Below are 21024 nucleotides of genomic sequence, written 5' to 3'. Positions count from 1 at the left end.
GCCAGCCAAAGCCCCACAGCCTGGCTTTGGCGTCCTAAACAACATCTACCCGGATAGGCCCTTGCGATAATCTCTACTGCTTCTATGGAGATTGCATATATTAAGCAGGGAATATCATGACGACTCAGATTAGCAGTGTTTCGGGGGATGCACGGGCGCGGCGGGCGCCTTCTTTGCTGGCGGGAACCGGCTGGCTGGCGCTGGCCGCCCTCGCCGCCTTCGCCCCCCTGTCGGCCCATGCCGCCGACGCGGCCGCAGCAGCCAGCGATACCGCAGCCGCTGACGCAGCGTCAGACGCCGGTCCCGGCGACATCATCGTCACCGGATCGCGCGTCAGCCGCACCGTGGCGGAAAGCGTCGTGCCCATCGACGTGATCGGCGAAAAGCAGTTGCAGGCAACCGGCAAGGTCAATGTCCGCGACATCCTCCAGCAGCTCGTCCCCTCCTACAACAACGCTTCCGGCTGGACCGGCGGCACGGGCGAGGCGGTCAAGTCCGCCAGCCTGCGCGGCCTCAATTCCGACCAGACGCTGGTGCTGGTCAATGGCAAGCGCCGGGCGGGCCACTCCATCGTCTTCGTGACGGCGCGCGGCAACCTTGGCGCATCGCCGGTCGACCTCGACTATATTCCCTCCTCCTCCGTCTCCCGGATCGAGGTGCTGCGCGATGGTGCCGCCGCCCAATATGGATCGGACGCGATCGCGGGCGTCATCAACATCATCCTGAAGGACAAGGGCGAGGGTGGATCGTTCAGCGCCACCGCTGGCCAGTACACCAAGCATGACGGGGTGAGTGACAAGCTGGGCGAGACGATCCAGATCAACTTCGACCAGGGCTTCAATCTGGGTGAGCAGGGCTTCCTGCGCGTCTTCGGCAATTACAACCACCAGAATTACACCAACCGGCTGGGGGCAACCGCCGCCTGCACCACCGCTGACCGGGCGCGCACCTGCCTCTATCCCGCGGGCGACCCTCGCGAGCAGACCGCCAGCCGTTATCGCGGCAAGCAGGGCCTGCCGCAGACGCAGACGATCAACGTCGGCTATAATGCGGAGGTGGCGCTGGGCAGCGACATCACCGCCTATTCCTTCGCGACCTTCTCCGACCAGAACAGCTATAATTTCGGCATCTACCGTCCGCCCGCATCGCTGCAAAACCTGCCGTCAGTCTACCCGGAGGGCTATCTGCCGCAGTTCACCGTCAACACCCAGGCATGGCAGGGCGTGTTCGGGCTGAAGGGCAGCGACCTGCTCGGCTGGGACTGGGATTTCAGCACCAGCTACGCCAACAACAAGGCGCGGCTGGAGAATAACGCCTCGCTCAACCCCTCGCTCGGCCCGACCAGCCCGCGCGATATCTTCCTCGGCAACACGCTGTTCACCGAATGGACGACCAACCTCGACCTGAAGCGCCAGATCGAGACCGGGCTGTTCGCGGAGCCGTTGAACTTCGCCATCGGCGCGGAATATCGGCGCAACCATTTCGAACAGCAGGCGGGCGAACCCGCCTCCTACCAGATCGGCACCTATGTCTTCCCGACCGATCCCACCGATCCCAATTATTCGGCGGCCAATGCGGGCAAGCGGCCCAGCGGCGGCGCGTCGGGCCTCGGCGGTTTCGATCCGGCGGCGCTGGGCAATCGTTCGCGCAGCAACGTCTCGCTCTATCTCGACCTGGCGCAGAAGCTGACGCAGGGCTGGGAAGTCGGCTTTGCCGGGCGCTATGAACATTATAGCGATTTCGGTTCGACCTGGAGCGGCAAATTCTCCACCCGCGTCGAAGTCCTGCCGGGCGTGGCCCTGCGCGGATCGGTCAGCAACGGCTTCCGCGCGCCGTCGCTGCAACAGCAGACCTACACCTCCCTGCTGCCCAATTATGTGACGCAGGGCACGGCGCAGGTTCTGTCCATCGTGCGCTACATCCCGGCGGACAGCACGGTGGCGCGCGCCATCGGCGCTTCTGCCCTGCGCCCCGAAAAGTCGCTGGACCTGACGGCGGGCATCGTGCTCCAGCCGCTGCGCAACCTGTCCGTCTCGCTGGACGCCTATCAGATCGACATCAACGACCGCATCCTCGCAACGGGTCAGTTGCTCTCGCTGACGGCGGGTTCCCCGCTCCAGCAGGCGCTGGTCGCGGCGGGCGCCAATCCCGGCGATACCTTCTCCTACTTCACCAACGCCGCCGACACGCGCACGCGCGGCCTCGACCTGGTGGTGGAGTATCAGCAGGATCTGGGCAACGCGGGCAAGATCAACTGGTCGCTGGCCAGTGCGTTCAACGAAACGACGATCCGCAAGCTCGCCCCCACCCCCGCCGTCCTGTCCGGCTCCGGCCTGTCCCTATTCGACCGGGGCCGCATCGGCGACCTGACCAAGGCCTATCCAAAGAACCGCACCATCCTGAGCGCCAACTGGCAGGTGGGCAAATTCTCGGCCACGGTGCGGGAGGCCTATTATAGCGCGACATGGTCCACCGACACCACGACGCCGGGCCGCGACAGCCGCAACAGCCCGGCCTTCATCACCGACCTCGACGTCAATTATCAGGCGACCAGCAATATCCGCCTGACGGTTGGCGCGAACAATCTGTTCAACAAGATGCCGAGCCAGATCAACCCGGACGCCCAACTCTATTATGGCTGGTGGGCGCAGAACCCAGTGTACAATCTCACCTCGCCCTATGGCTATAACGGCGGCTTCTACTACGCCCGCATCGGACTGAGCTGGTAAGACAGCGACGGGGGAGGCACGCGGCACGCTGCGTCCCCCTCTTCCGCACACAAAAAAGGGGCCGGGCGCTGCAATCAGCGCCCGGCCCCTTTTTGTATCAGCCTGTCATGTCAGCGCTGACCGTGGCCTGCAATGCCTCCTGCAACAGATAGCCGCCGCGCTTCTTCAGATTCTCGGTATAGAGACCACGGAACTCCTCCGGCGGGAATGTATGCGTGCTCGCCCGCTCGACCAGCGCGGTGGCCCAGGCCTGAAGGCGCGGATAGTCCGCGATCAGCCGGTCGCCGGACAGATCTTCGACAATCAGATACCGCTGAAGGAAGGGCGCATAGCCCGCATCGACCAGCGAATAGCGTTCACCGTTGAAGAAGGGGCCGCCATCGCCCTGCTGCCGCACCAGCGCCTCTTCCAGCCGACCGAAGATGGTGGCGAGCGCCGCCCGCGCCTTGCCATGCGCCTCCGCATCGGGCGCACCCACGACCGCGCCGGTCGCGGCGGAGAAGCTGGGGATATAGTCGGTCCATGCCCGGTTGATCGCGCGCGTTACCGGATCTTCCGGGTGCAGGCGCGTTCCGGCCGCCTCATCCAGATGTTCCGCGATGGCGTTGGATTCGAACAGGGCGATGCCATCGTCGATCTGGAGGACCGGCACCTTGCCATGGGGGGAGATGCCGCTGAACCAGTCGGGCCGGTTGCCGGACTCGATATGGACGAAGTCAAACTCCACCTGCTTTTCGCGCAGCACGATGGCGGCGCGCTGCACCCAGGGGCAGGCCTTGAAACTGATGAGACGATAGCGTGCCATGAAGACTCTCCACGCCATTCCTGCCGCCGCGATCCCATATCGCGTGGGCGGAATGGCCGTTCCGCCATCGGCTCTAACCGGCCTGCATGGCCCCGATCAACATATATTCTATCATATTGGTAGGAATTACTGTCAGAGGCCCTCGCCCGCCACCCAATGGGCGTTGCCCAGCCGCCGCGCGACCTCCCACACCTGCCGCCGGATGTCCGGCACCGCCATGATCTCCCAGCTTTCCGCACGGGTCATCGGGCCTACCGCCAACAGGCTGCGATGGGCCTTGCCCTCCGCATCCACGACATGGCTTTGCCGGTCGACGTCCACCCCCAGCCGCAGCGGGTCTTGCCGCACCAGCCCGCGCCGGCGAAGATGGTCGAGCAGCGCATCCTTGTTCTGCGCGATGTCGCCGGACGGCCCGGTGCAGTTGATGACCCGGCGCACCGTCTCCACCCGGATCAGGTCGGTGCCGCGCACGCGCCACTCGATACGCGCGCTGTCACCCTTGCGCGTGGCGCTGACGATCTTGCCCGCGACGAAGTTCAACCTCCCTTCCATCTGCAACGTGCAGATCTTGCGGTCCACGGCGGGGGCCAGCCGGTGGCGATGCGCGTCCCAATAGGGGCGCAGATGGCGCAGGAAGCGCCGCCGGTCGTCCAGCGACATGCCGCGCCATATGTCCTGCGTATAGGGGCGCAGCTCGTCCACCGCGCCGCGCCAGCCGATGACGCCAGCCCGGTTGCGGACCGCGCGGAGCAGCGCCGTCCCCGTCTCGCGCGGGCGGTCCACCCGGTCGACATGCGGCCCGACCAGCGCATGGGGGCGGGGCCGCAATCCACGCCGCGACAGCGCGGTGATCCGCCCGTCGAACCCGTCCGCCTCCATGGAAAGCGCCGCGTCGATCGCGGTCAGCCCGCTGCCGATCAGCAGCACGCTGTCCTCCCGCCCCAGCCGGTTGGTCAGTCGCTGGCCCCAGGGACTAGGGAAATAAATGTCGGGGCCGAGCGTGTCGAAGACCGCCAGGTCGCCCGGCGCGAAATTGCCCTGCGCCAGTACGACAATGTCGCTCGCCCGCACCGTGCCGTCGGCCAGCCCCAGCGACCAGCCCTCCCCCTGCCCATTCCCCTGCGGATTCGCGGACACCACTTGCCCGTCGACCAACTCCAGCCGACCCGGCGCCTCGGCCCGCGCGGCATGCAGTTGCTCCGCCAGATAACGACCATAGACGCGGCGCGGCACGAAACGGTTGGTGCCCTCTTTCTCCCCCTCCCGGCCATCCGCGCTCAGCCAGCGCGAAAAATGGTCGAGGTCGTCGGGAAAGGCGCTCATGTTGGACGCGCGCACGTTGAGCATATGTTCGGGATTGTCGGTGCCATAGGCCAGTCCCCGGCCCAGCCGGTCCGGCTCCCGCTCGATCAGCAGCACCCGGCCGCGGCAATGGCGCAACAGGTTGATCGCCAGCAGCGTGCCGCTGAATCCCCCGCCGATGACGGCAATGGTCCGCTCCCGGCCCGCATGATGGCTGTCCTGATACATAGTCAAAATTCCAGAGTCTCCGGGATCGACGCGCCCGGAACGCGGGAATCGCTCTGCCTGATTCCCGCCCCGGACCTTGCCGTCCTTGTCACGATCCAAATTCACTACCGATTTGATAGAAAATTCTCAAGCCATGATCGCACACACCCGAACCACCATCCCAACATATTGCACAAAAAGGATTTTTATAAAATTTTCACAAAGGGAAAAGGGCAGGGGACATTTGCATCCAATATATGTCTATAATACTGGTATGAATTAAGGGAATTTGGGGACGGGTTATGGCGCCAGTGGAAGGCGCAAAATCGGCAAGCGCGCGCGACAAGGAATTGCGCGCCTACACCGCCAGCGAGGCCGTTGCCGCGCTGGGGATCGACACTGCGCGCGCGCCGCAGATATTGTGGCGGGTGATCCAGCAGGCGTTTCGCTATCGCTGGCGTTTTGCGCTGGCGATGGGCGCCTGCCTCGGCGGGACATTGGCCAATCTGATGTTGCCCCGGCTGCTAGGCCATGCCGTCGATCAGGCCGTGGCCGTGACCCAGCATCGCCACGAGCCATGGACGGTCGCGCTGACGCCGGTCGCCTGGACCGCGCTGCTGCTGGTCGGGGCCAGCGTGCTGCGCGGCCTGTTCCAGATGACGGCGGGTTATAATGCGGAGCATGTCGGCCAGAGCGTCGGCCGCGACCTGCGCCTGACCTTCTTCGAAAAGCTGCAACGGCTCGACTTCGGCTTTCACGACCGCATCCATTCCGGTGACCTCATCACGCGCGGTATGCTGGATCTGGAGGGGGTGCGCGGCTTTCTGGAGGTCGGCCTGCAACGCATCGTCCAGCTCGTGTTGCTGGCGGGCGTGGGCGGGTGGCTCCTCTTTACCCGCGACCCCCTGCTGGCGTCCGTGACCCTGCTGTTCCTGCCCGTCGTGGGGATGTTGGCGGGCCGCATGGGCATCCGCCTGCGCCTCGCCTGGACCCGGCTTCAGGAACGGATGGCCGTGCTGACCCGCGTGATGGAGGAGAATTTGCAGGGCGCCCGCGTCGTGCGCGCCTTCCCCGCGCGCGCGCACCAGATGGACGCCTTCGATCAGGCGGGCAACGCCGCCCTGCACCACGCCAACCAGCGCATCCGCATCCGCGCGCGCTCCATGGCGCAGATCAACGGCACCTATTATGCCGCCATGCTGGTGGTGCTGTGGCTGGGATCGTACCGGATCGCCGCAGGGGCCATCACCATCGGCCAGCTTGCCGAGTTCCTGGCCTTCATGACCATCCTGCAAATGCCCGTGCGGCAGATCAGCATGGTCATGAACGCGGGCGCGCGCGCCGTCTCCTCCGGCAGCCGCCTGTTCGAGATACTGGACCGGCCCGCCGACATCGTCGATGCCCCCGGCGCGCGGCCCCTCGCCCTGCGCGCGGGCACGCTGCGGTTCGAGAATGTCGCCTTCCGCCATGACCCGGATGCGCCCTGGGCGGTCCGCGATGTCAGCTTTGCGGTGGAGCGGGGCCGCACTTTGGGCATCGTCGGCCCGGCGGGGTCGGGCAAGTCCACCCTCGCCCATCTCGCCGCGCGCTTCTACGACCCGCAACAGGGCCGCATCCTGATCGACGGGCAGGACATCCGCACCACCACGCTGCACTCGCTGCGCACCGCCGTCAGCCTCGTCGCGCAGGACATCTTCCTGTTCGACGACAGCGTGGAGCGCAACATCGCCTATGCCGAACCCACGACGCGCCGCTCCACCGTGCAACAGGCATCGGTGACGGCGCAGTTGCACGATCATGTCGCGGGCCTGCCGCGCGGCTACCAGACCGCCATCGGGGAGCGCGGCTCGCGCCTGTCCGGCGGCCAGCGGCAACGCGCCGCCATCGCGCGCAGCCTGCTGCCCGACAGCGCGGTGCTGATCTTCGACGACGCCACTTCCGCCGTCGACGCCGCGACCGAGCATCGCCTGCGCCACGCCCTGCGCGCGGCGACGGCGGACAAGGCGACGATCATCATCTCGCATCGCCTCTCCTCACTGATGCACGCGGACGAGATCATCGTGCTCGACGCCGGGCGGATCATAGAACGGGGCAGCCATGCCGCTCTGGTGGCGGCGGACGGCTATTACGCCCTGCTCTACGCGCTCCAGACAACATCCGCCGGCCCGGAGGCCGACCAGCATCATGAGGAGGTCGCATGAACATCGCCGCCGCCCTGCAACCGGACGACAGCCGCCTGCCCATCCCCGACGGCGCGGAGCATGACCCGGACGCGATCGCCGAACGGGACGACCGCGACGAACAATTTGTGGAGATGGACTCCGGCGCCGTCTCGCGCCTGATGCCCTTCATCCGGCCGCACCGTCGCCTCGCCTTTGCCGCCATCGCCGCCATCCTCGCCTTTGTCGCGGCGCAGATCGCCATCCCGCTGCTCATCAAGGGCGCGGTGGACAGCCTGATGGACAAGCCGGGCAGCCTCGGCCTGCCCCTCATCCTGATCGCGTTCGGCGGGGTGATCCTGCTCAACAGCGCCGCCAACTATGCCAGCGACTTCACCGCCGCCCGGCTGGCGCAGCGCATCATCTTCGACCTGCGCCGCGCCATGTTCGCGCATTTGCAACGCCTGTCGCAGGGTTTCATGGACCGCAGCCATGTCGGGCGGATCATGTCCCGGCTTCAGGGTGACGTGAACGCGCTTCAGGAGTTTTTCGAAACCTCCGTCACGGCGGTCGGCGACCTCGCCCTGCTGATCGGCATCATCGGCGTATTGTTCGCGCTGGAATGGCGGCTGGCCTGCCTGACCCTGCTGCTGCTGCCCGTCCTGTTCGGCGTGCGCGCGCTGTGGCTGCCCCATGCCCGCCTCGTCTTTGCGCGGGCGCGCGACACCAGCTCCATCGTCAACGGCGCGCTGGCGGAGAATATCGGCGGCGTGCGCGTGGTGCAGGCGACCCGGCGGGAGGAGACGAACCTCGCCGATTTCGAGCGCAAGGCGACGGAGAATCGCGACGCGCAGATCGCATCCGCCTGGGCGGCGCAGATCATGGTGCCGACCATCGACATATTGACCGGCTTCGCCATGGGCATCGTCGCGCTGGGCAGTGCATGGCTGGTGCTGGACGGGCGCACCGACGTCGGCGTGATGGTCGCCTTCCTCTTCTATGTGCAACGCTTCTTCGAGCCGATCCGCACCCTGTCGCAGCAATATACGATGGCGCAGCGCGCCACGACCGCCGCCCATCGCATCTTCGCGGTGATCGACGTGCCGGTGGAGATCGTGGACAAGCCCGGCGCGCCCGCGCTCGACGCCCATGAACCTTCCATCGACCTGCGCGACGTCACCTTCGGCTATCGCAGTGGCCAGCCGATCCTGCGCAATTTCAACCTCTCCATCGCCCCGCGGGAGGTGGTGGCGCTGGTCGGGCCGACCGGATCGGGCAAGAGCAGCATCGCCGCCCTCATCTGCCGCCTCTACGACATATGGTCGGGCGAACTGCTGATCGGCAGGCAGGATGTGCGCGACGTGGCGCAACAGTCGATCAGCCGCAAGGTGGTGATGGTGTTGCAGGAACCCTTCCTCTTCACCGGCACGATCGAGGAGAATATCCGCTTCACCACCGCCGGGGCTAGTCTGGCGGACATCGTGCGCGCCGCGAAGGCCGTGCGCGCGCATGAGTTCATCGAGCGGCTGCCCGACGGCTATGACACGCTGCTCGACCAGCGCGGCCAGAATCTCTCCATCGGCCAGCGCCAGTTGCTCAGCTTCGCGCGCGCGCTGGTCGCCGACCCGGCGATCCTGATCCTGGACGAGGCGACCGCCAGCATCGACAGTTTCGTCGAGGCGCAGATACAGGAGGCGCTGCGCGTCCTGATGGAGGGGCGCACCAGCATCCTGATCGCCCACCGCCTCGCCACGGTGAAGGACGCCGACCGCATCATCGTGCTGAAGGACGGCGCGATACTGGAAGAAGGCTCGCCCGCGCAATTGCTGGCGCAGGGCGGCCTCTACGCCAGCCTGCATCGCCATAATTTCTCGTCCTTCGACGAACTCTGACCGGGAATCCCCGTTACCATGACCAGCCCGGCGACCGCCGCCCTTCCCCCCGTCGACCATCCCTACGCCGCCTTTGCCTTTCGCGATTACCGGATGTTCTTCCTGGCGCGGATCACCAATAATTTCGGCACCAACATCATGATGCCGGCGCTGGGGTGGCAGATCTACACGCTGACCCGCGATCCGCTGGCGCTCGGCCTGATCGGCATGGCGGTGTTCATCCCGGTGGTGCTGTCCACCCTGCCCGCCGGACAGGCCGCCGACCGGCTGGAGCGGCGGCGCGTCTACCAGATGTCGCAGCTCGTGCTGGTGCTCTCCGCGCTCAGCTTTGTCGGCCTGTCGCTCGGCCATGCGACGACGCCCCTCTATTTCTATCTGGCCGCGGCGGTGTTCGGCGCGGGCAAGACCTTCTCCATGCCCACCGCCATGGCGTGGATGCCGCACCTGCTGCCCCGCGCCCATTTCCCCAATGGCGTCGCCTGGACCTCCTCCGCCTTCCAGATTTCCAACGTCGTCGGCCCGGCCATCGTCGGCTTCACCCTCTATGCCTTTGGCGAGGCGCCGACCTATGCGCTCGCCGCCGCCTGCTATTTCGCCTCCTTCCTCTTCGCCGCGCTGGTGCGGACGCGCAGCAGGGGGGCGGACAACCGGCAGGCCAGCATCGCCCATCTGTTCAGCGGTCTCAGCTATATCTGGCGCAACCGCCTGATCTTCGGCGCGACCACGCTCGACCTGTTCGCGCTGCTGCTCGGCGGCGCAACCGCGATGCTGCCGGTCTACGCGCATGAAGTTCTGCACGTCGGCGAGGGCGGCTTTGGCATCTTGCGGAGCGCCCCCGCGATCGGCGCGGCGGCGACCGGCCTGCTGCTCGCCCACCGCCCCCTGCGCGACAAGGTCGGCACATGGCTGTTCGCGTCCGTCACCCTCTATGGCGGGACGGTCATCCTGTTCGGCATCTCCCGTATCTTCATCCTCTCGGTGCTGGTATTGATCCTGCTGGGCGCGGCGGAGATGATCGGCGGCTTCATCCGCCAGACGCTGGTCCAGCTTTCCACGCATGACGACATGCGCGGGCGCGTCACCTCCATCAACATGATGTTCGGCAGCGCCCGCAACGAGCTGGGCGACGTGCAGTCGGGTTTCGTCGCATCCCTGATCGGGGTCGTGCCCGCCGTCGTGCTGGGCGGAGCCTGCACGCTGGTCGTGGCCGGGCTATGGGCCTGGCTGTTCCCGGCGCTGCGCAACGCCAACCGATTCGACGACGCCTTTGCCGACCTGCCGCAGAAAGCCGACGGCTCCCCGCCCGCCCCGATCCAGCCGACGCGCCTGACCACCGCCGTCGTGATCGAGGAATTGCTGGAGGAAAAAGCCTGAACCGCCTCCGCTCCGCGCCGTCCGCCACCCCCTAAAGATAATCTCTACTATATCAGTAGGATTTATATGTGGAACCGGCCGCGCAATCCGATAGGCTCTCCCCATCGTTCGCAGGAGACCCCATCATGACTGATCGCAGCATTGATAGCCGCACCCTTGGCCAATGGCTCGACGACGGCGCCGAACTCGCCATCCTCGACCTCCGCGCAAAGGAGGATGTCACCGGCTATGGCCAGCCGCTGTTCGGCACCAATGCCCCCGCCGACACGCTGCTGGAGCAGATCGGTCGCCATGTTCCCCGTCGTCTCGTCCGCACCGTGCTGGTCGATGGCGGCGACGGGCGCGGCGTCGAACTGGCGGGCACGCTGCATGCGCAGGGCTGGGAGCATATCCACGCCCTCGACGGCGGCTTCCCCGCCTGGACCGCCAGCAGCGAGTCCGCGAACCGCTCCTTCGACATTCCCGGCCGCGACTTCTCGCTGGGCGTGAAGGAAGAGCGCGGCACCCCCGTCGTCACCGTGCAGGAACTCAAGGAACGGCGCGAGAAGGGCGACGACCTGATCGTCATCGACACCCGCACCCTGCCGGAGTTCGAGCGAAACCACGTCCCCGGCGCGGTCAGCGTCCCCGGTGCGGAACTGCTGCGCCACTTCACCAATGTCGTGCCCTCGCCCGACACCCATGTCATCGTCTCCTGCGCCGGCCTGCCCCGCGCCATCCTCGGCGCGCAGACGCTGATCGACGCGGGCGTACCGAACAAGGTCGCCTATCTGGAGGATGGCACCGGCGCATGGCGGCGCGCCGGATGGGATCTGGAGGAGGGCCTCACCGCCCGCTACGGCGACACGACGGAGGACAGCCGCGCCTTTGGCCGCGACCATGCCGCCCGCTTCTCCACCGCCGGGCGCTTCCCGGAGATCGACCTGGAAACCGCACAGAAATGGGCCGCCGATGAAGAGCGCACCACCTATCTGCTCGACGTCCGCACGCCCGATGAATTCGCTGCGGAGCATATCCCCGGTTCCATTTCGTCGGAGGGTGGCCAGCTCCTCGGCCTCTCCAGCCGCACCATCGCCACGCGCGGGGCGCGCCTCGTCCTGATCGACGACAGCGATGGCATCCGCGCGCAGACGGTCGCGCACTGGCTGTCCCGCCGCAATTTCGAGATCGTCATCCTTCGCCATGCCTTCTCCCAGTCAGACGTCGCGGCCGAACCCGCAGAAGCCGCCGCCTGACGGAGCACCACGCCGGTTCCCTCCTTCTCTCCGGGGAACCGGCGTGGACTAATCGACATCGACGATCCGACTTTCGAACAGAGCATGGGAAAACCCCTTCCCCGCCATTCGCTTGTCTGGACCGTCGATCCAGCCTGACCCTCTCCTGCCCAACTGAAAGAGCCGCTCCCGATCATTCGGCAGCGGCTCTCTTTTTAGGAAGGGATTGAGGAGTACCCAACCATTCCGGGGCATGGGCAACACAGGCCCAAAGACCCGGCCCCGGTCAGCGGCCCTTACAGTTCGCCATGTCGCAGCAGGTCGCGCGCCGTCTTGGTCGTCTGGATGATGAACAGCACGACCATCAATATGCCCACCCCGCCCACGAACAGGTCGTAGGAGGAAAATTCCGCAACGAAGGACGGGGCCTTGCCCACGAAGATCATCAGCAGCGTCATGGTGATGAGGATCAGCCGCAATTCGGTCGGCCCGCCCGCAAGGTAGGACAGGCGCATCTCGCTCACCACCCGCGCGGCCAGAAAGGCGTGGATCGACAGCATGAAATAGCCGGCCAGCGCGAACAGCGAAACGTCGAGCCGCACGAACGGGCTAACGCCCAGCCCGATCAGGAAGATCATATTGGCCAGCGCGTCGGTGCTATGGTCGATGAAATAGCCGAACTTGGGCCGTTCGATCTTGCGATAGCGCGCGATGCTGCCGTCCAGCGAGTCGCCCAGCCAGTGCACGAAATAGCCCGCGATGGACAACCACAGCCAATGCACGTTCCACAGGCTGAAGATATAGCCCGCCGAGATGATGATCGCGCCGACAAAGCCCAGCGTGGTCAGGTCGTCCGGGCTGATGGATGCCGGGAGGCGCGCGCACATCCAGTTCAGCAACCGCCGTTCGGCGGATGCGAGGAGATTTTGCTGGATGCGGTTGACCGGCTTCGTAGTGCGTGACATGTGACGTCTCTGTGACATCCGCGAACGGAAAGTCCAGCGGAATAGAGTTGCCGCCGTGCCGATGCGACGCAATTTTTGCTCGTTATCGAGCGAGTTGGCTCATTCCCCGCAATAAAACACCTTCAGCGCCCGCGCATCGTGCAGCGCATTATGCGGCACCCGGCTGTTCGCGGCGGAGCTGAACCCCGGCGTGCGGAGCAGTTCGAACCGCAGCCCCTCCACATTCACCATCTCGCCCGGACCGGTCAGCAGCAACATGCAGAATTGCGCGACATCCTCCGGCCAGTCCGCGATGATGACCGGGTCGCTGTCGCCTTCCAGATATTTGGCGACATGAAAGGCCGCATCCTCGCGCGTCAGATGATAGTCCACGCCCTGCGGCACATGGCGCAGATAGGGCACCACCTTCTGCTCCACCCACGGATGAATCTCGTCGGGCAGCGGCAGGGAGGTGTAGAATTCCTGATCCCCCTCCTCCGGCACCAGCGCGATGCTGATGAGCGCGCCGCCGAAACCGTTGAATTCTGTGTCGAGGAAATAGCGCATGGCGGTGGGACTCGTCCTGTCGGGGGGCCGAGACTGGAAAGACCCGGACGTGGCAGGCCGCCCCTATGCCGTCCCCGCGCCCGCTCGTAAACCGTCCTCGCGCGGCGTTGGCCTTTCCCCCAACCACGCGACTTTACGGCGCGGGCCGCTTGCGGCATGGCGCGCAGAAAGGGGCGCACCGCCGTCCTCCCTGCCCCCGCCAGCCAGAAAGACCGCCCATGCAACCGCGCGAACTGATCGGAACCGCCCATGTGCCCGGTGGCGAGGATTTGCGCCTGTACCGCCGGGGCAACGACCATATGATCGTGCTCGACCGCAACGAGTTGATGAACAGCCGGATGAGCGGGTCGGAGGAGGCGCTGGCCGAGATGACCTGCGACCGGCTGCGCGGGCGCAAGGCGCCGCACATGCTGATCGGCGGCTATGGCATGGGCTTCACCCTGCGCGCGGCGCAGGCCCGCCTCGCCGCCGACGCGCGGATCACCGTGGCGGAACTGGTGCCGGAGATCATCGAATGGGCGTGCGGCCCGATGGCGGACCTGACCAACGGCTGCCTCGACGACGCGCGGCTGACGCTGGAGATGGACGATGTCGCCAATGTCATCGCCGACGCGCGGCAAAGCTATGACGCCATCCTGCTCGACGTTGACAATGGCCCGGACGGCCTGGTGCGGCGGGCCAACAACCGCCTCTATTCGCGCGAGGGGCTGTCGGCGGCGAAGCAGGCGCTCAAGACCGGCGGCATACTGGCCATCTGGTCGGCGGGGCAGGACGATGTCTTCAAGCGGCGGCTGGGTTCGGCGGGCTTCCTGGTGGACGAGGTCGCCGTGCGCGCCCGCTCCAACGGCAAGGGGCCGCGCCATGTCATCTGGTTCGCGCAGATGCGTTGAGGCGCAGGTTCTTCGGTGTGGGCGGCAGCGCCGATCCCCACCGTTCGTCCTGGGCCTGTCGACCCGCAGGGCAGGCGAAGCCCAGCGACTGCCCCTATCTTCATGCGCCCCGATGGGGGCGGCGACGACCCCCACCACACGTCCTCCCGGACCTGGATCCGTGATCCCGCTTTTCCTTGGCAACCCACCGGCTCGACGCAAGCGGAAGCCTGGATCAGCTCCGGCGTGACGAAGAGGGAAGAGCGACAGCCCGGCGCCTTCCCCCTCCAACCAACAAAAAAGGCCGGGACAATGCCCGGCCTCTCTCTTCCTGTCCTGACGCCGCCTTACTTGGTGGCGTACTGGCCGGGTTCGGCCTTGAACTGGTCGCGGGCAAACGCCTTTGCGGCGGTCGCGGTCTTGAACAATTCCTCCTGGAGGCTGCTCTTGACCAGCGGATAGCCCTGCGAATTATAACGGGTCTCGCGCACGGTCAGGCGGAAATTGCCCTCTTCGTCCTTGGTGATCAGGAAGGGGCGGATTTCGGACTTACTCATGGGTGGACCTCGCTCAATGGATAATCCGGTGGGACTCCTGCCCGCCGGGACCGGCTTTTTTTCTTTACCCGACCATCTCGGCCACGATACGCTTCAGTTCGGAGCGCGACAATGTGCCGGTGGGTAGGGTGTCGTGGGACCGCCGTGCCTTCCTGTCGAACGACAGGGACAGGGTGGGGCGGTGGGTAATATCAATCATAGTCTGCATGTTGTTCCTGGCGATCGTCGCCACTTCTCTGATGGGAATGGCGGCCGTCAGGGCGCATGATAGTGCGCAAGGGACCTCTCCATTCCGTCGGGCAGAACCGAATGTCCCGCCCGTCCTTGCCGGATATATCCGGCTTTGTTTTGATACCGGGTCGTGCCCGGCTCTTGATGATGCCGGATATGCCCGGCTTTTCCTGTCACCGGGCGATTCCCGGCTTGCAGGATAGCGGCTGCTACCCGACCCTAATGTCACACCGGGCCAAACGCCCGATGCGGGTTCCGGGATAGTCCCGGTCCTGTAGCGGCCGCCGCACCCCATTCGGACCACAGCCCCATGAGTTCGCGCGGCGATCCGCCCTATTATCGTGCAGCGGTCACTTCTTGCGATTTTTGCGCGCGGCGTAACGCGCATCGCGCGCGGCCTTGCGTTCTTCCTCGGTCAGTTCGACCTTGGCCGCAGCCTTGGCGTCCGCCTCTGCGCGAGCGGCGGCCTTGGCGGCCTGCTCCTCTGCGCGGGCGATCCGCTTCTGCTCGACCTTCTCGCGGTGCGCGGCTTCCTTGGCGGCGCGGGCAGCGGCACGAGCGGCCACGACGGCTTCGTCCACAGGGGGCTTGGCCTTGTAGCCTGCCAGGGCCTCGCCACGGGCGCGGCTCGCTGCGGAAACGCGCTCTTGAAAATCAGGTGCCTGATATTTTGCCAAAATGTCTCGCCATACGTCTATTCAAACCAGTTCCGGCATATTCGCCGAAAAGCACCGGGCGAGGCAACCCCCGCCCGGTGCATCATTCAACTTCAGGCCGACTGAAGGTTGACGGCCGAGGTCTTGCCACGACGGTCGGTTTCCAGCTCGTAAGACACGCGCTGCTCCTTCTGGAGCGTCGACATGCCTGCACGCTCGACGGCGGAGATGTGAACGAACGCATCGTCGCCACCGCTCTCAGGCGCGATGAAACCATAGCCCTTGTCGGCATTGAAAAACTTGACTGTGCCAGTGATCATGATCGGATATCCTTTAGTCCGCATGGTTGACGGGCATGCACGACGGTCGCACATCCCGGCTTCGTAAGTCTGATGGGGGACAAGGGGTGAGCCGAGGCGGCCCGATATCCGTCAAAAGTCGACGTAAGCAGGGCGTATATAGGCCTATCGCCGCCAAATGGAAAGCCCCCCTTCCCGTCCGGTGCCGGAACGACCGGCGGAAAGGCCGCAGATGCTGGCTCCAGCGGCCGTGCATCGGGTCGCCACGGCCCGCTTCGCCAGCCCCGATGCCCGCCGCCCCGACCACAGGCGCTTCCCTGTCGACCCCGCCGATTCGCGGCATCGCCCGGCGCCGGCGCAAAGCCGCGCCGGGCGATGCCGCAGTCGCACCGTTCAGGCGACCTGCGCGAACCGCAACAGGTCGATGATCCTGAAATCGTCACCCTTGTGCGCCGGGTCGATGGTCGGCAGGGACGGCTGCCACTCCGGGTCTTGCGACAGATAGGATGTGCCGTCGCCCTGGAGCAGACCGATAAACACCTCCGCGATGATTCGCCCGCCGACCGGGCCGAGCCTCTGCCCGCCCGCCAGCACCGCCGCCTCGCGCAGGATATAGAACCACAGGGGTGTGCGGTCATCCAGCCCATAGGGCTGGAGGTCGGCCAGATCGCCCTTGGACAGGACCGGCAGTTCCATCGCCTTGGCCACGCGCTGCCCGGACGGCAGGGAGAAGGTCAGGTGGCGCAGCAGGTTGCGCTGCGCCAGCGAGGACGGGTTGGTCTTCGCCGCCGCATTGGGCACCACCGATCCCGGCAGCTTGAACATGGCGGTGGACAGGATCGTGTCGATCGCCTTGTTCGGCCGCACATTACCGTCGCCAAAGTCGAAGAAGGTCGGCCAGTCGATGAACCGGCGCGGCGCACGATGGCCGCCGGACAGGTCGTCCGGATCGTTGGGGTCGGACGGGTTGGGGGTGAAGATCATGCCGAAGAACGGCTGCCCGCCCGGATTGCCCGTGAAATTGGCCCGGTAGGACGGGCGCACCTGACTATGCCCGAACCGATAGGCCGCGACGGAGAATTCGACCGGGATGAACGGCTCATTATGCCATTTATAATGTTTGCGGCCGTTGGCGAGAATGTCGTCCACAATCTCCGCGCCGCACGTCTTCTTCAGGAATTCATGGATGATGATCCACTGATAATGCCAACGGACCAGACGCTGCGCCTCCCCGAATATCTGGTCGGGGTTGGTCAGCTTGATCTTCGCCTTCACATAATCGACCGCCTCGTTGTGGAATTTGAGAAAGGCCACCTGCAATTGGGAGATGATGAGGTTCTCGTCGTCGCGCGGGTCGCCGATCAGCGCGACATTCTGGCTGTTGCGCGGCACGTCGAACTTGCCCGCCGTGCCGGTCGGCTCCAGCAGGAACTTGATCCCCTTGCCCGCGCCCTGATCGTAGAGGTGGGGGCTGCCGCCCGGCCCAGCGCCATAGACATTGTCCAGCGCCAGCGAGGGCGTGCGGAAGTTGGAGATATGCTCTGGGTCCGCCTGCCGCTCCAGGCTGGAGGTGGGGTCGAACGTCATGTCATGGTCCAGGAACTGCCCGAGGAAGGTGAAGCCTGCGGTCAGTTGCGGATTATTGGGGTTCTTGGCGGACAGCGCCGGTTCGGTGATGAGCTTGATCGGCCCTTCGGACAGCTTGTCCTTGGCGTCCATGATGCCGCCGGCCTTGCCGATGTCGATCAGCGCCTCCCGTATTTCCGGCGTGTCCGATGAAAAGGCCGGGAGTTCCGCGAATATCCGGCCGAACCGCCCGGAATCGAAATATTTCGAACGCGGGGGGATAATATCGTGCGGATAGATACCGTGACGAGCCATAAGTCCTCCTAAGCAACATTGTGATTTTCTTATGTTTTCAATGTACGGCCCGATGATCGGGGTAGAGGACGGCAATTATCCGTCATAGTATGTTTCGGACTGGGAATAAGTCCGCCCGCCCATCGGACGATGGACGGTGACAGGATCGGGATGAAATGCGCAAATTCAGGGCGGATCGACTATGGTTCCACCTGTCCAACGACTTACCGCAACTTGGCGATCTTCAGCCCGTCCGCCTTGGCGCGATCCTTGACCGATTCCTCGCTGCGGGTCAGCGCCTTGGCGATGGCCTTCAACGCCATGCCCTTGGCGGCGAGCGTGTGCAGCTTCTGCACCTCGTCGCCCGTCCACGGCTGCTTGTGCCGTTCGAACCGTTCGGACCCGCCGCCCTTGGCCATCAGTTGTCGTCACCCATGCGCAGCGCCGCGATGAAGGCTTCCTGCGGAATCTGCACGCTGCCATATTCGCGCATCCGCTTCTTGCCTTCCTTCTGCTTGTCCAGCAGCTTCTTCTTGCGGCTGATGTCGCCGCCATAGCATTTGGCGGTCACGTCCTTGCGCATCGCCGCGATCGTCTCGCGCGCGATCACCTTGCCGCCGATCGCCGCCTGAATGGGGATTTTGAACAGGTGGCGGGGGATCAGGTCTTTCAGCCGCTCGCACATGCCGCGCCCGCGCGTTTCCGCCGTGCCGCGGTGGACGATCATGGACAGCGCGTCCACGGGTTCGGCGTTCACCATGATGCTCATCTTGACCAGATCGCCCTCCCGGTATCCGATCTGGTGATAGTCGAAGCTGGCATAGCCCCGGCTGATGCTCTTGAGCCGGTCGTAGAAGTCGAACACCACCTCGTTGAGCGGCAGTTCATAGGTCGCCTGCGCACGGCCGCCGACATAGGTCAGGTTCTTCTGGATACCGCGCCGATCCTGACACAGTTTCAGGATGGAGCCGAGATATTCGTCCGGGCAATAGATGACCGCCTCGATCCACGGCTCCTCAATGTCCGCGATACGGGTGGGGTCGGGCATGTCGGCGGGATTGTGCAGCTCGATCTCGCCATTCCCGTGGGTCAGCTGGATCTTGTACACCACCGACGGCGCGGTGGTGATGAGGTCGAGGTCATATTCGCGGGTCAGCCGCTCCTGAATAATCTCCAGATGCAGCAGGCCCAGAAAGCCGCAGCGGAAACCAAAGCCCAGCGCCGCGCTGCTCTCCATCTCGAAGCTAAAGCTGGCGTCGTTCAGGCGCAGCTTGCTGATCGATTCGCGCAGCTTTTCGAAGTCGTTGGCGTCGACCGGGAACAGGCCGCAGAACACCACCGGCTGCACTTCCTTGAAGCCGTCGAGCGGTTCCGTCGCGCCGCCCTTGACCGTGGTGATGGTGTCACCGACGCGGGTCTGGCTGATGTCCTTGATCTGCGCGGTGATGAAACCGATCTCGCCGGGGCCGAGTTCGGCCAGCTGCTCGATCTTGGGCCGCATGCAGCCGACCCGGTCGATCAGATGCTCGGTGCCGCCGATCATGAACTTGACCTGCTGGCCCTTCTTGATGACGCCGTTGATGACGCGCACCAGAATGACGACGCCCAGGTAAGGGTCGTACCAACTGTCGACCAGCATCGCCTTCAACGGCGCGTCGCGGTCCCCCTTGGGCGGCGGGATCTTCTTGACGATGGCTTCCAGGATGTCGTCGATGCCGATGCCCGACTTGGCGCTGGCCAGCACGGCCTCGCTGGCGTCGATGCCGATGACTTCCTCGATCTCCGCCCGGACCTTCTCCGGTTCGGCGGCGGGCAGGTCGATCTTGTTGATGACCGGCACGATCTCATGGTCATGCTCGATGGACTGGTACACATTGGCGAGGGTCTGCGCTTCCACCCCCTGCGCCGCGTCCACGACCAGCAGCGCCCCCTCGCACGCCGCGAGACTCCGGCTGACCTCATAGGCGAAGTCGACATGGCCCGGCGTGTCCATCAGGTTCAGCTCATAGGTCAGCCCGTCGCTGGCCTTATAATCCAGACGCACGGTCTGCGCCTTGATGGTGATGCCCCGCTCCTTCTCGATGTCCATGTTATCAAGGACTTGCGCGGTCATCTCCCGGTCGGACAGGCCGCCGGTGCGCTGGATCAGCCGGTCGGCCAGCGTGGACTTGCCATGGTCGATATGGGCGATGATGGAGAAATTGCGGATGAGGGAGAGATCGGTCATCCCGCGCCGATAGCAGGGGATGCGGCCTCTGTCAGCACCGCAGCGCCATCGTGCCCCGCCGCCTGTAGGCAAAGGGCAAAAGCCGTGATAATGATCGGAGCATATATAAGGCTCGGGCGCACAAGAAAGACCGGAAGCCCTGTGGATTGAGGCAAGGTTCCGGGACATAGCAAGTCCAACAGTCCTGTTCGGGGGAATGACAGAATGCGTAAGTTTGTTTCGCTCGTTGCTCTGGCTTCGATGCTTGCGCCGCTGGGCGCGCCGGTGGCGTTCGCCGCCGACAAGGGCAGTTCCGCCCACCAGAAGCAGCAGAAGGGTGAAGCGGAGATTCCCGTTTGCACCCGTCGTCTCGGCACCGTCGCGATCGTGGAGCCGGACAATCAGTGGTGGCGGGAGTTCAACCTCGGCAGCCCGGAAGCGATCATCAAGATTTTCGTGCAGAAATCCGGCTGCTTCGGCATCGTCAACCGTGGCCGCTCGCTCCAGAGCCGCAATCTGGAACGCGCCATGGCGGACTCCGGTGAATTGCAGCGCGGGTCGAACCTCGGCAAGGGCCAGGTCAAGGCCGCCGACTATTTCCTCCAGCCTGACATCGTGACTGCCAACCGCAACAGCGGCGGTGGCGGCATCGGCGGCGTGCTGGGCGGCTTCATGGGCGGCACGCTCGGCGCGCTGGCCGGCGCGATCAGCGTCAAGAAGGGCGAGGCCAAGACGACGCTCAGCATCGTCAACGCCCGCACGACCGAGGAAGAGGCGATGACGGAGGGCTATGCCCGCAAGTCGGACATCAGCTTCGGCGGTGGCGGCGGCCTGTTCGGTGGCGGAGCCTTCGGCGCGGCGGGCGCGGGCGGCTATCAGGACACGGCGATCGGCCAGATCATCGTGCTGAGCTACCTCGACGCCTATACCAAGCTCGTCACCCAGCTCGGCGGCCTGCCGGTCAACGCGGCCGCCGCCGCGCCCAAGGCGACGAAGTAAAACACCCCACGCCATAGCGGCGATCCGGGGGCGCGGCGGGACACCTGCCGCGCCCTTTTTCGTGTCGGTCGGGGGCGAGCTGTCGGCAGCCGTTAGCGGGGCATGAAGACCTTCAAGGCAACAGAGGTCCGTTCGTCCTGAGCCTGTCGAAGGA

General features: G+C 65.2%; 18 protein-coding genes. 7 read left to right on the top strand and 11 right to left on the bottom strand.

The window, feature by feature from the left end:
- Nucleotides 1-116: 116 nt before the first annotated feature.
- The gene (locus tag LWE61_RS06075) at nucleotides 117-2729 is read left to right on the top strand and encodes a TonB-dependent receptor plug domain-containing protein (RefSeq protein ID WP_234149152.1); all 2613 of its coding nucleotides are present in this window, start codon (nucleotides 117-119) and stop codon (nucleotides 2727-2729) included.
- A 97-nt stretch (nucleotides 2730-2826) separates the two neighbouring features.
- Here LWE61_RS06075 and LWE61_RS06070 read toward each other — a convergent pair whose 3' ends face one another.
- Together LWE61_RS06070 and LWE61_RS06065 are read right to left on the bottom strand one after the other, a co-directional pair.
- The gene (locus LWE61_RS06070) at nucleotides 2827-3534 is read right to left on the bottom strand and encodes a glutathione S-transferase family protein (RefSeq protein ID WP_234149151.1); all 708 of its coding nucleotides are present in this window, start codon (nucleotides 3532-3534) and stop codon (nucleotides 2827-2829) included.
- A gap of 132 nt (nucleotides 3535-3666) precedes the next feature.
- Complete coding sequence (locus tag LWE61_RS06065; RefSeq protein ID WP_234149150.1) at nucleotides 3667-5064, bottom strand: FAD/NAD(P)-binding protein; 1398 nt, start codon at nucleotides 5062-5064, stop codon at nucleotides 3667-3669.
- A gap of 281 nt (nucleotides 5065-5345) precedes the next feature.
- Between LWE61_RS06065 and LWE61_RS06060 the strand changes: the two genes are divergently transcribed.
- From LWE61_RS06060 to LWE61_RS06045, 4 genes are all read left to right on the top strand, one after another.
- Complete coding sequence (locus LWE61_RS06060; RefSeq protein ID WP_234149149.1) at nucleotides 5346-7244, top strand: ABC transporter ATP-binding protein; 1899 nt, start codon at nucleotides 5346-5348, stop codon at nucleotides 7242-7244.
- A complete protein-coding gene (locus LWE61_RS06055; protein WP_234149148.1) occupies nucleotides 7241-9094 on the top strand; it encodes an ABC transporter ATP-binding protein in 1854 nt (617 codons plus the stop codon). The genes LWE61_RS06060 and LWE61_RS06055 overlap by 4 nt, the downstream gene beginning before the upstream one ends.
- 18 nt (nucleotides 9095-9112) lie before the next feature.
- Complete coding sequence (locus tag LWE61_RS06050) at nucleotides 9113-10468, top strand: MFS transporter (protein WP_234149147.1); 1356 nt, start codon at nucleotides 9113-9115, stop codon at nucleotides 10466-10468.
- 125 nt (nucleotides 10469-10593) lie between these two features.
- The gene (locus LWE61_RS06045) at nucleotides 10594-11703 is read left to right on the top strand and encodes a rhodanese-like domain-containing protein (protein WP_234149146.1); all 1110 of its coding nucleotides are present in this window, start codon (nucleotides 10594-10596) and stop codon (nucleotides 11701-11703) included.
- A 275-nt stretch (nucleotides 11704-11978) separates the two neighbouring features.
- Here LWE61_RS06045 and LWE61_RS06040 read toward each other — a convergent pair whose 3' ends face one another.
- The gene (locus tag LWE61_RS06040; protein WP_234149145.1) at nucleotides 11979-12647 is read right to left on the bottom strand and encodes a CDP-alcohol phosphatidyltransferase family protein; all 669 of its coding nucleotides are present in this window, start codon (nucleotides 12645-12647) and stop codon (nucleotides 11979-11981) included.
- A 99-nt stretch (nucleotides 12648-12746) separates the two neighbouring features.
- Nucleotides 12747-13193 carry a 3'-5' exoribonuclease gene (locus LWE61_RS06035; RefSeq protein ID WP_234149144.1) on the bottom strand — a complete coding sequence of 149 codons (447 nt, stop codon included), beginning with the start codon at nucleotides 13191-13193 and terminating at the stop codon, nucleotides 12747-12749.
- Nucleotides 13194-13411: 218 nt separating this feature from the next.
- Here LWE61_RS06035 and LWE61_RS06030 point away from each other — a divergent pair, with 218 nt between their 5' ends.
- On the top strand, nucleotides 13412-14083 hold the full coding sequence (locus LWE61_RS06030) for a spermine/spermidine synthase domain-containing protein (protein WP_234149143.1): 672 nt from the start codon (nucleotides 13412-13414) through the stop codon (nucleotides 14081-14083).
- A 326-nt stretch (nucleotides 14084-14409) separates the two neighbouring features.
- Here LWE61_RS06030 and LWE61_RS06025 read toward each other — a convergent pair whose 3' ends face one another.
- The 7 genes from LWE61_RS06025 to lepA all read right to left on the bottom strand — a co-directional run bounded on the left by LWE61_RS06025 (nucleotide 14410) and on the right by lepA (nucleotide 19892).
- Complete coding sequence (locus tag LWE61_RS06025) at nucleotides 14410-14619, bottom strand: hypothetical protein (RefSeq protein ID WP_234149142.1); 210 nt, start codon at nucleotides 14617-14619, stop codon at nucleotides 14410-14412.
- 64 nt (nucleotides 14620-14683) lie between these two features.
- On the bottom strand, nucleotides 14684-14827 hold the full coding sequence (locus LWE61_RS06020) for a hypothetical protein (protein ID WP_234149141.1): 144 nt from the start codon (nucleotides 14825-14827) through the stop codon (nucleotides 14684-14686).
- Between the two features lie 373 nt (nucleotides 14828-15200).
- Nucleotides 15201-15527 carry a DUF6481 family protein gene (locus LWE61_RS06015; RefSeq protein ID WP_234149140.1) on the bottom strand — a complete coding sequence of 109 codons (327 nt, stop codon included), beginning with the start codon at nucleotides 15525-15527 and terminating at the stop codon, nucleotides 15201-15203.
- A gap of 92 nt (nucleotides 15528-15619) precedes the next feature.
- On the bottom strand, nucleotides 15620-15826 hold the full coding sequence (locus LWE61_RS06010) for a cold-shock protein (RefSeq protein WP_234149139.1): 207 nt from the start codon (nucleotides 15824-15826) through the stop codon (nucleotides 15620-15622).
- A 372-nt stretch (nucleotides 15827-16198) separates the two neighbouring features.
- Nucleotides 16199-17686, bottom strand: a complete 1488-nt coding sequence (locus LWE61_RS06005) for a peroxidase family protein (RefSeq protein WP_234149138.1) — start codon at nucleotides 17684-17686, stop codon at nucleotides 16199-16201.
- Between the two features lie 203 nt (nucleotides 17687-17889).
- Nucleotides 17890-18084 (bottom strand): hypothetical protein, encoded by a 195-nt coding sequence (locus LWE61_RS06000; RefSeq protein ID WP_234149137.1) that lies wholly within the window; start codon nucleotides 18082-18084, stop codon nucleotides 17890-17892.
- The gene (lepA, locus tag LWE61_RS05995; protein WP_234149136.1) at nucleotides 18084-19892 is read right to left on the bottom strand and encodes a translation elongation factor 4; all 1809 of its coding nucleotides are present in this window, start codon (nucleotides 19890-19892) and stop codon (nucleotides 18084-18086) included. Before lepA ends, LWE61_RS06000 begins: the two co-directional genes overlap by 1 nt.
- A gap of 204 nt (nucleotides 19893-20096) precedes the next feature.
- Here lepA and LWE61_RS05990 point away from each other — a divergent pair, with 204 nt between their 5' ends.
- Nucleotides 20097-20870: a CsgG/HfaB family protein gene (locus LWE61_RS05990; RefSeq protein WP_234149135.1), complete on the top strand. Its 774-nt coding sequence runs from the start codon at nucleotides 20097-20099 to the stop codon at nucleotides 20868-20870.
- Nucleotides 20871-21024: the final 154 nt, after the last annotated feature.

Source organism: Sphingobium sufflavum, from assembly GCF_021403115.1.
GTDB lineage: Bacteria > Pseudomonadota > Alphaproteobacteria > Sphingomonadales > Sphingomonadaceae > Sphingobium > Sphingobium sufflavum.
Note: the sequence above shows the minus strand (reverse complement) of the source record. Positions and strands in the feature narration are given on the sequence as shown.

What these genes read in the sequence shown, in the direction of transcription:
- LWE61_RS06000 (WP_234149137.1), bottom strand. Translation starts at nt 18,084, where the DNA reads ATGGCCAAGGGCGGCGGGTCCGAACGGTTCGAACGGCACAAGCAGCCG.
- LWE61_RS06035 (WP_234149144.1), bottom strand. Translation starts at nt 13,193, where the DNA reads ATGCGCTATTTCCTCGACACAGAATTCAACGGTTTCGGCGGCGCGCTC.
- LWE61_RS06030 (WP_234149143.1), top strand. Translation starts at nt 13,412, where the DNA reads ATGCAACCGCGCGAACTGATCGGAACCGCCCATGTGCCCGGTGGCGAG.
- LWE61_RS06065 (WP_234149150.1), bottom strand. Translation starts at nt 5,064, where the DNA reads ATGTATCAGGACAGCCATCATGCGGGCCGGGAGCGGACCATTGCCGTC.
- LWE61_RS06005 (WP_234149138.1), bottom strand. Translation starts at nt 17,686, where the DNA reads ATGGCTCGTCACGGTATCTATCCGCACGATATTATCCCCCCGCGTTCG.
- LWE61_RS06010 (WP_234149139.1), bottom strand. Translation starts at nt 15,826, where the DNA reads ATGATCACTGGCACAGTCAAGTTTTTCAATGCCGACAAGGGCTATGGT.
- LWE61_RS05990 (WP_234149135.1), top strand. Translation starts at nt 20,097, where the DNA reads ATGCGTAAGTTTGTTTCGCTCGTTGCTCTGGCTTCGATGCTTGCGCCG.
- lepA (WP_234149136.1), bottom strand. Translation starts at nt 19,892, where the DNA reads ATGACCGATCTCTCCCTCATCCGCAATTTCTCCATCATCGCCCATATC.
- LWE61_RS06025 (WP_234149142.1), bottom strand. Translation starts at nt 14,619, where the DNA reads ATGAGTAAGTCCGAAATCCGCCCCTTCCTGATCACCAAGGACGAAGAG.
- LWE61_RS06040 (WP_234149145.1), bottom strand. Translation starts at nt 12,647, where the DNA reads ATGTCACGCACTACGAAGCCGGTCAACCGCATCCAGCAAAATCTCCTC.
- LWE61_RS06045 (WP_234149146.1), top strand. Translation starts at nt 10,594, where the DNA reads ATGACTGATCGCAGCATTGATAGCCGCACCCTTGGCCAATGGCTCGAC.
- LWE61_RS06020 (WP_234149141.1), bottom strand. Translation starts at nt 14,827, where the DNA reads ATGCAGACTATGATTGATATTACCCACCGCCCCACCCTGTCCCTGTCG.
- LWE61_RS06075 (WP_234149152.1), top strand. Translation starts at nt 117, where the DNA reads ATGACGACTCAGATTAGCAGTGTTTCGGGGGATGCACGGGCGCGGCGG.
- LWE61_RS06070 (WP_234149151.1), bottom strand. Translation starts at nt 3,534, where the DNA reads ATGGCACGCTATCGTCTCATCAGTTTCAAGGCCTGCCCCTGGGTGCAG.
- LWE61_RS06060 (WP_234149149.1), top strand. Translation starts at nt 5,346, where the DNA reads ATGGCGCCAGTGGAAGGCGCAAAATCGGCAAGCGCGCGCGACAAGGAA.
- LWE61_RS06055 (WP_234149148.1), top strand. Translation starts at nt 7,241, where the DNA reads ATGAACATCGCCGCCGCCCTGCAACCGGACGACAGCCGCCTGCCCATC.
- LWE61_RS06050 (WP_234149147.1), top strand. Translation starts at nt 9,113, where the DNA reads ATGACCAGCCCGGCGACCGCCGCCCTTCCCCCCGTCGACCATCCCTAC.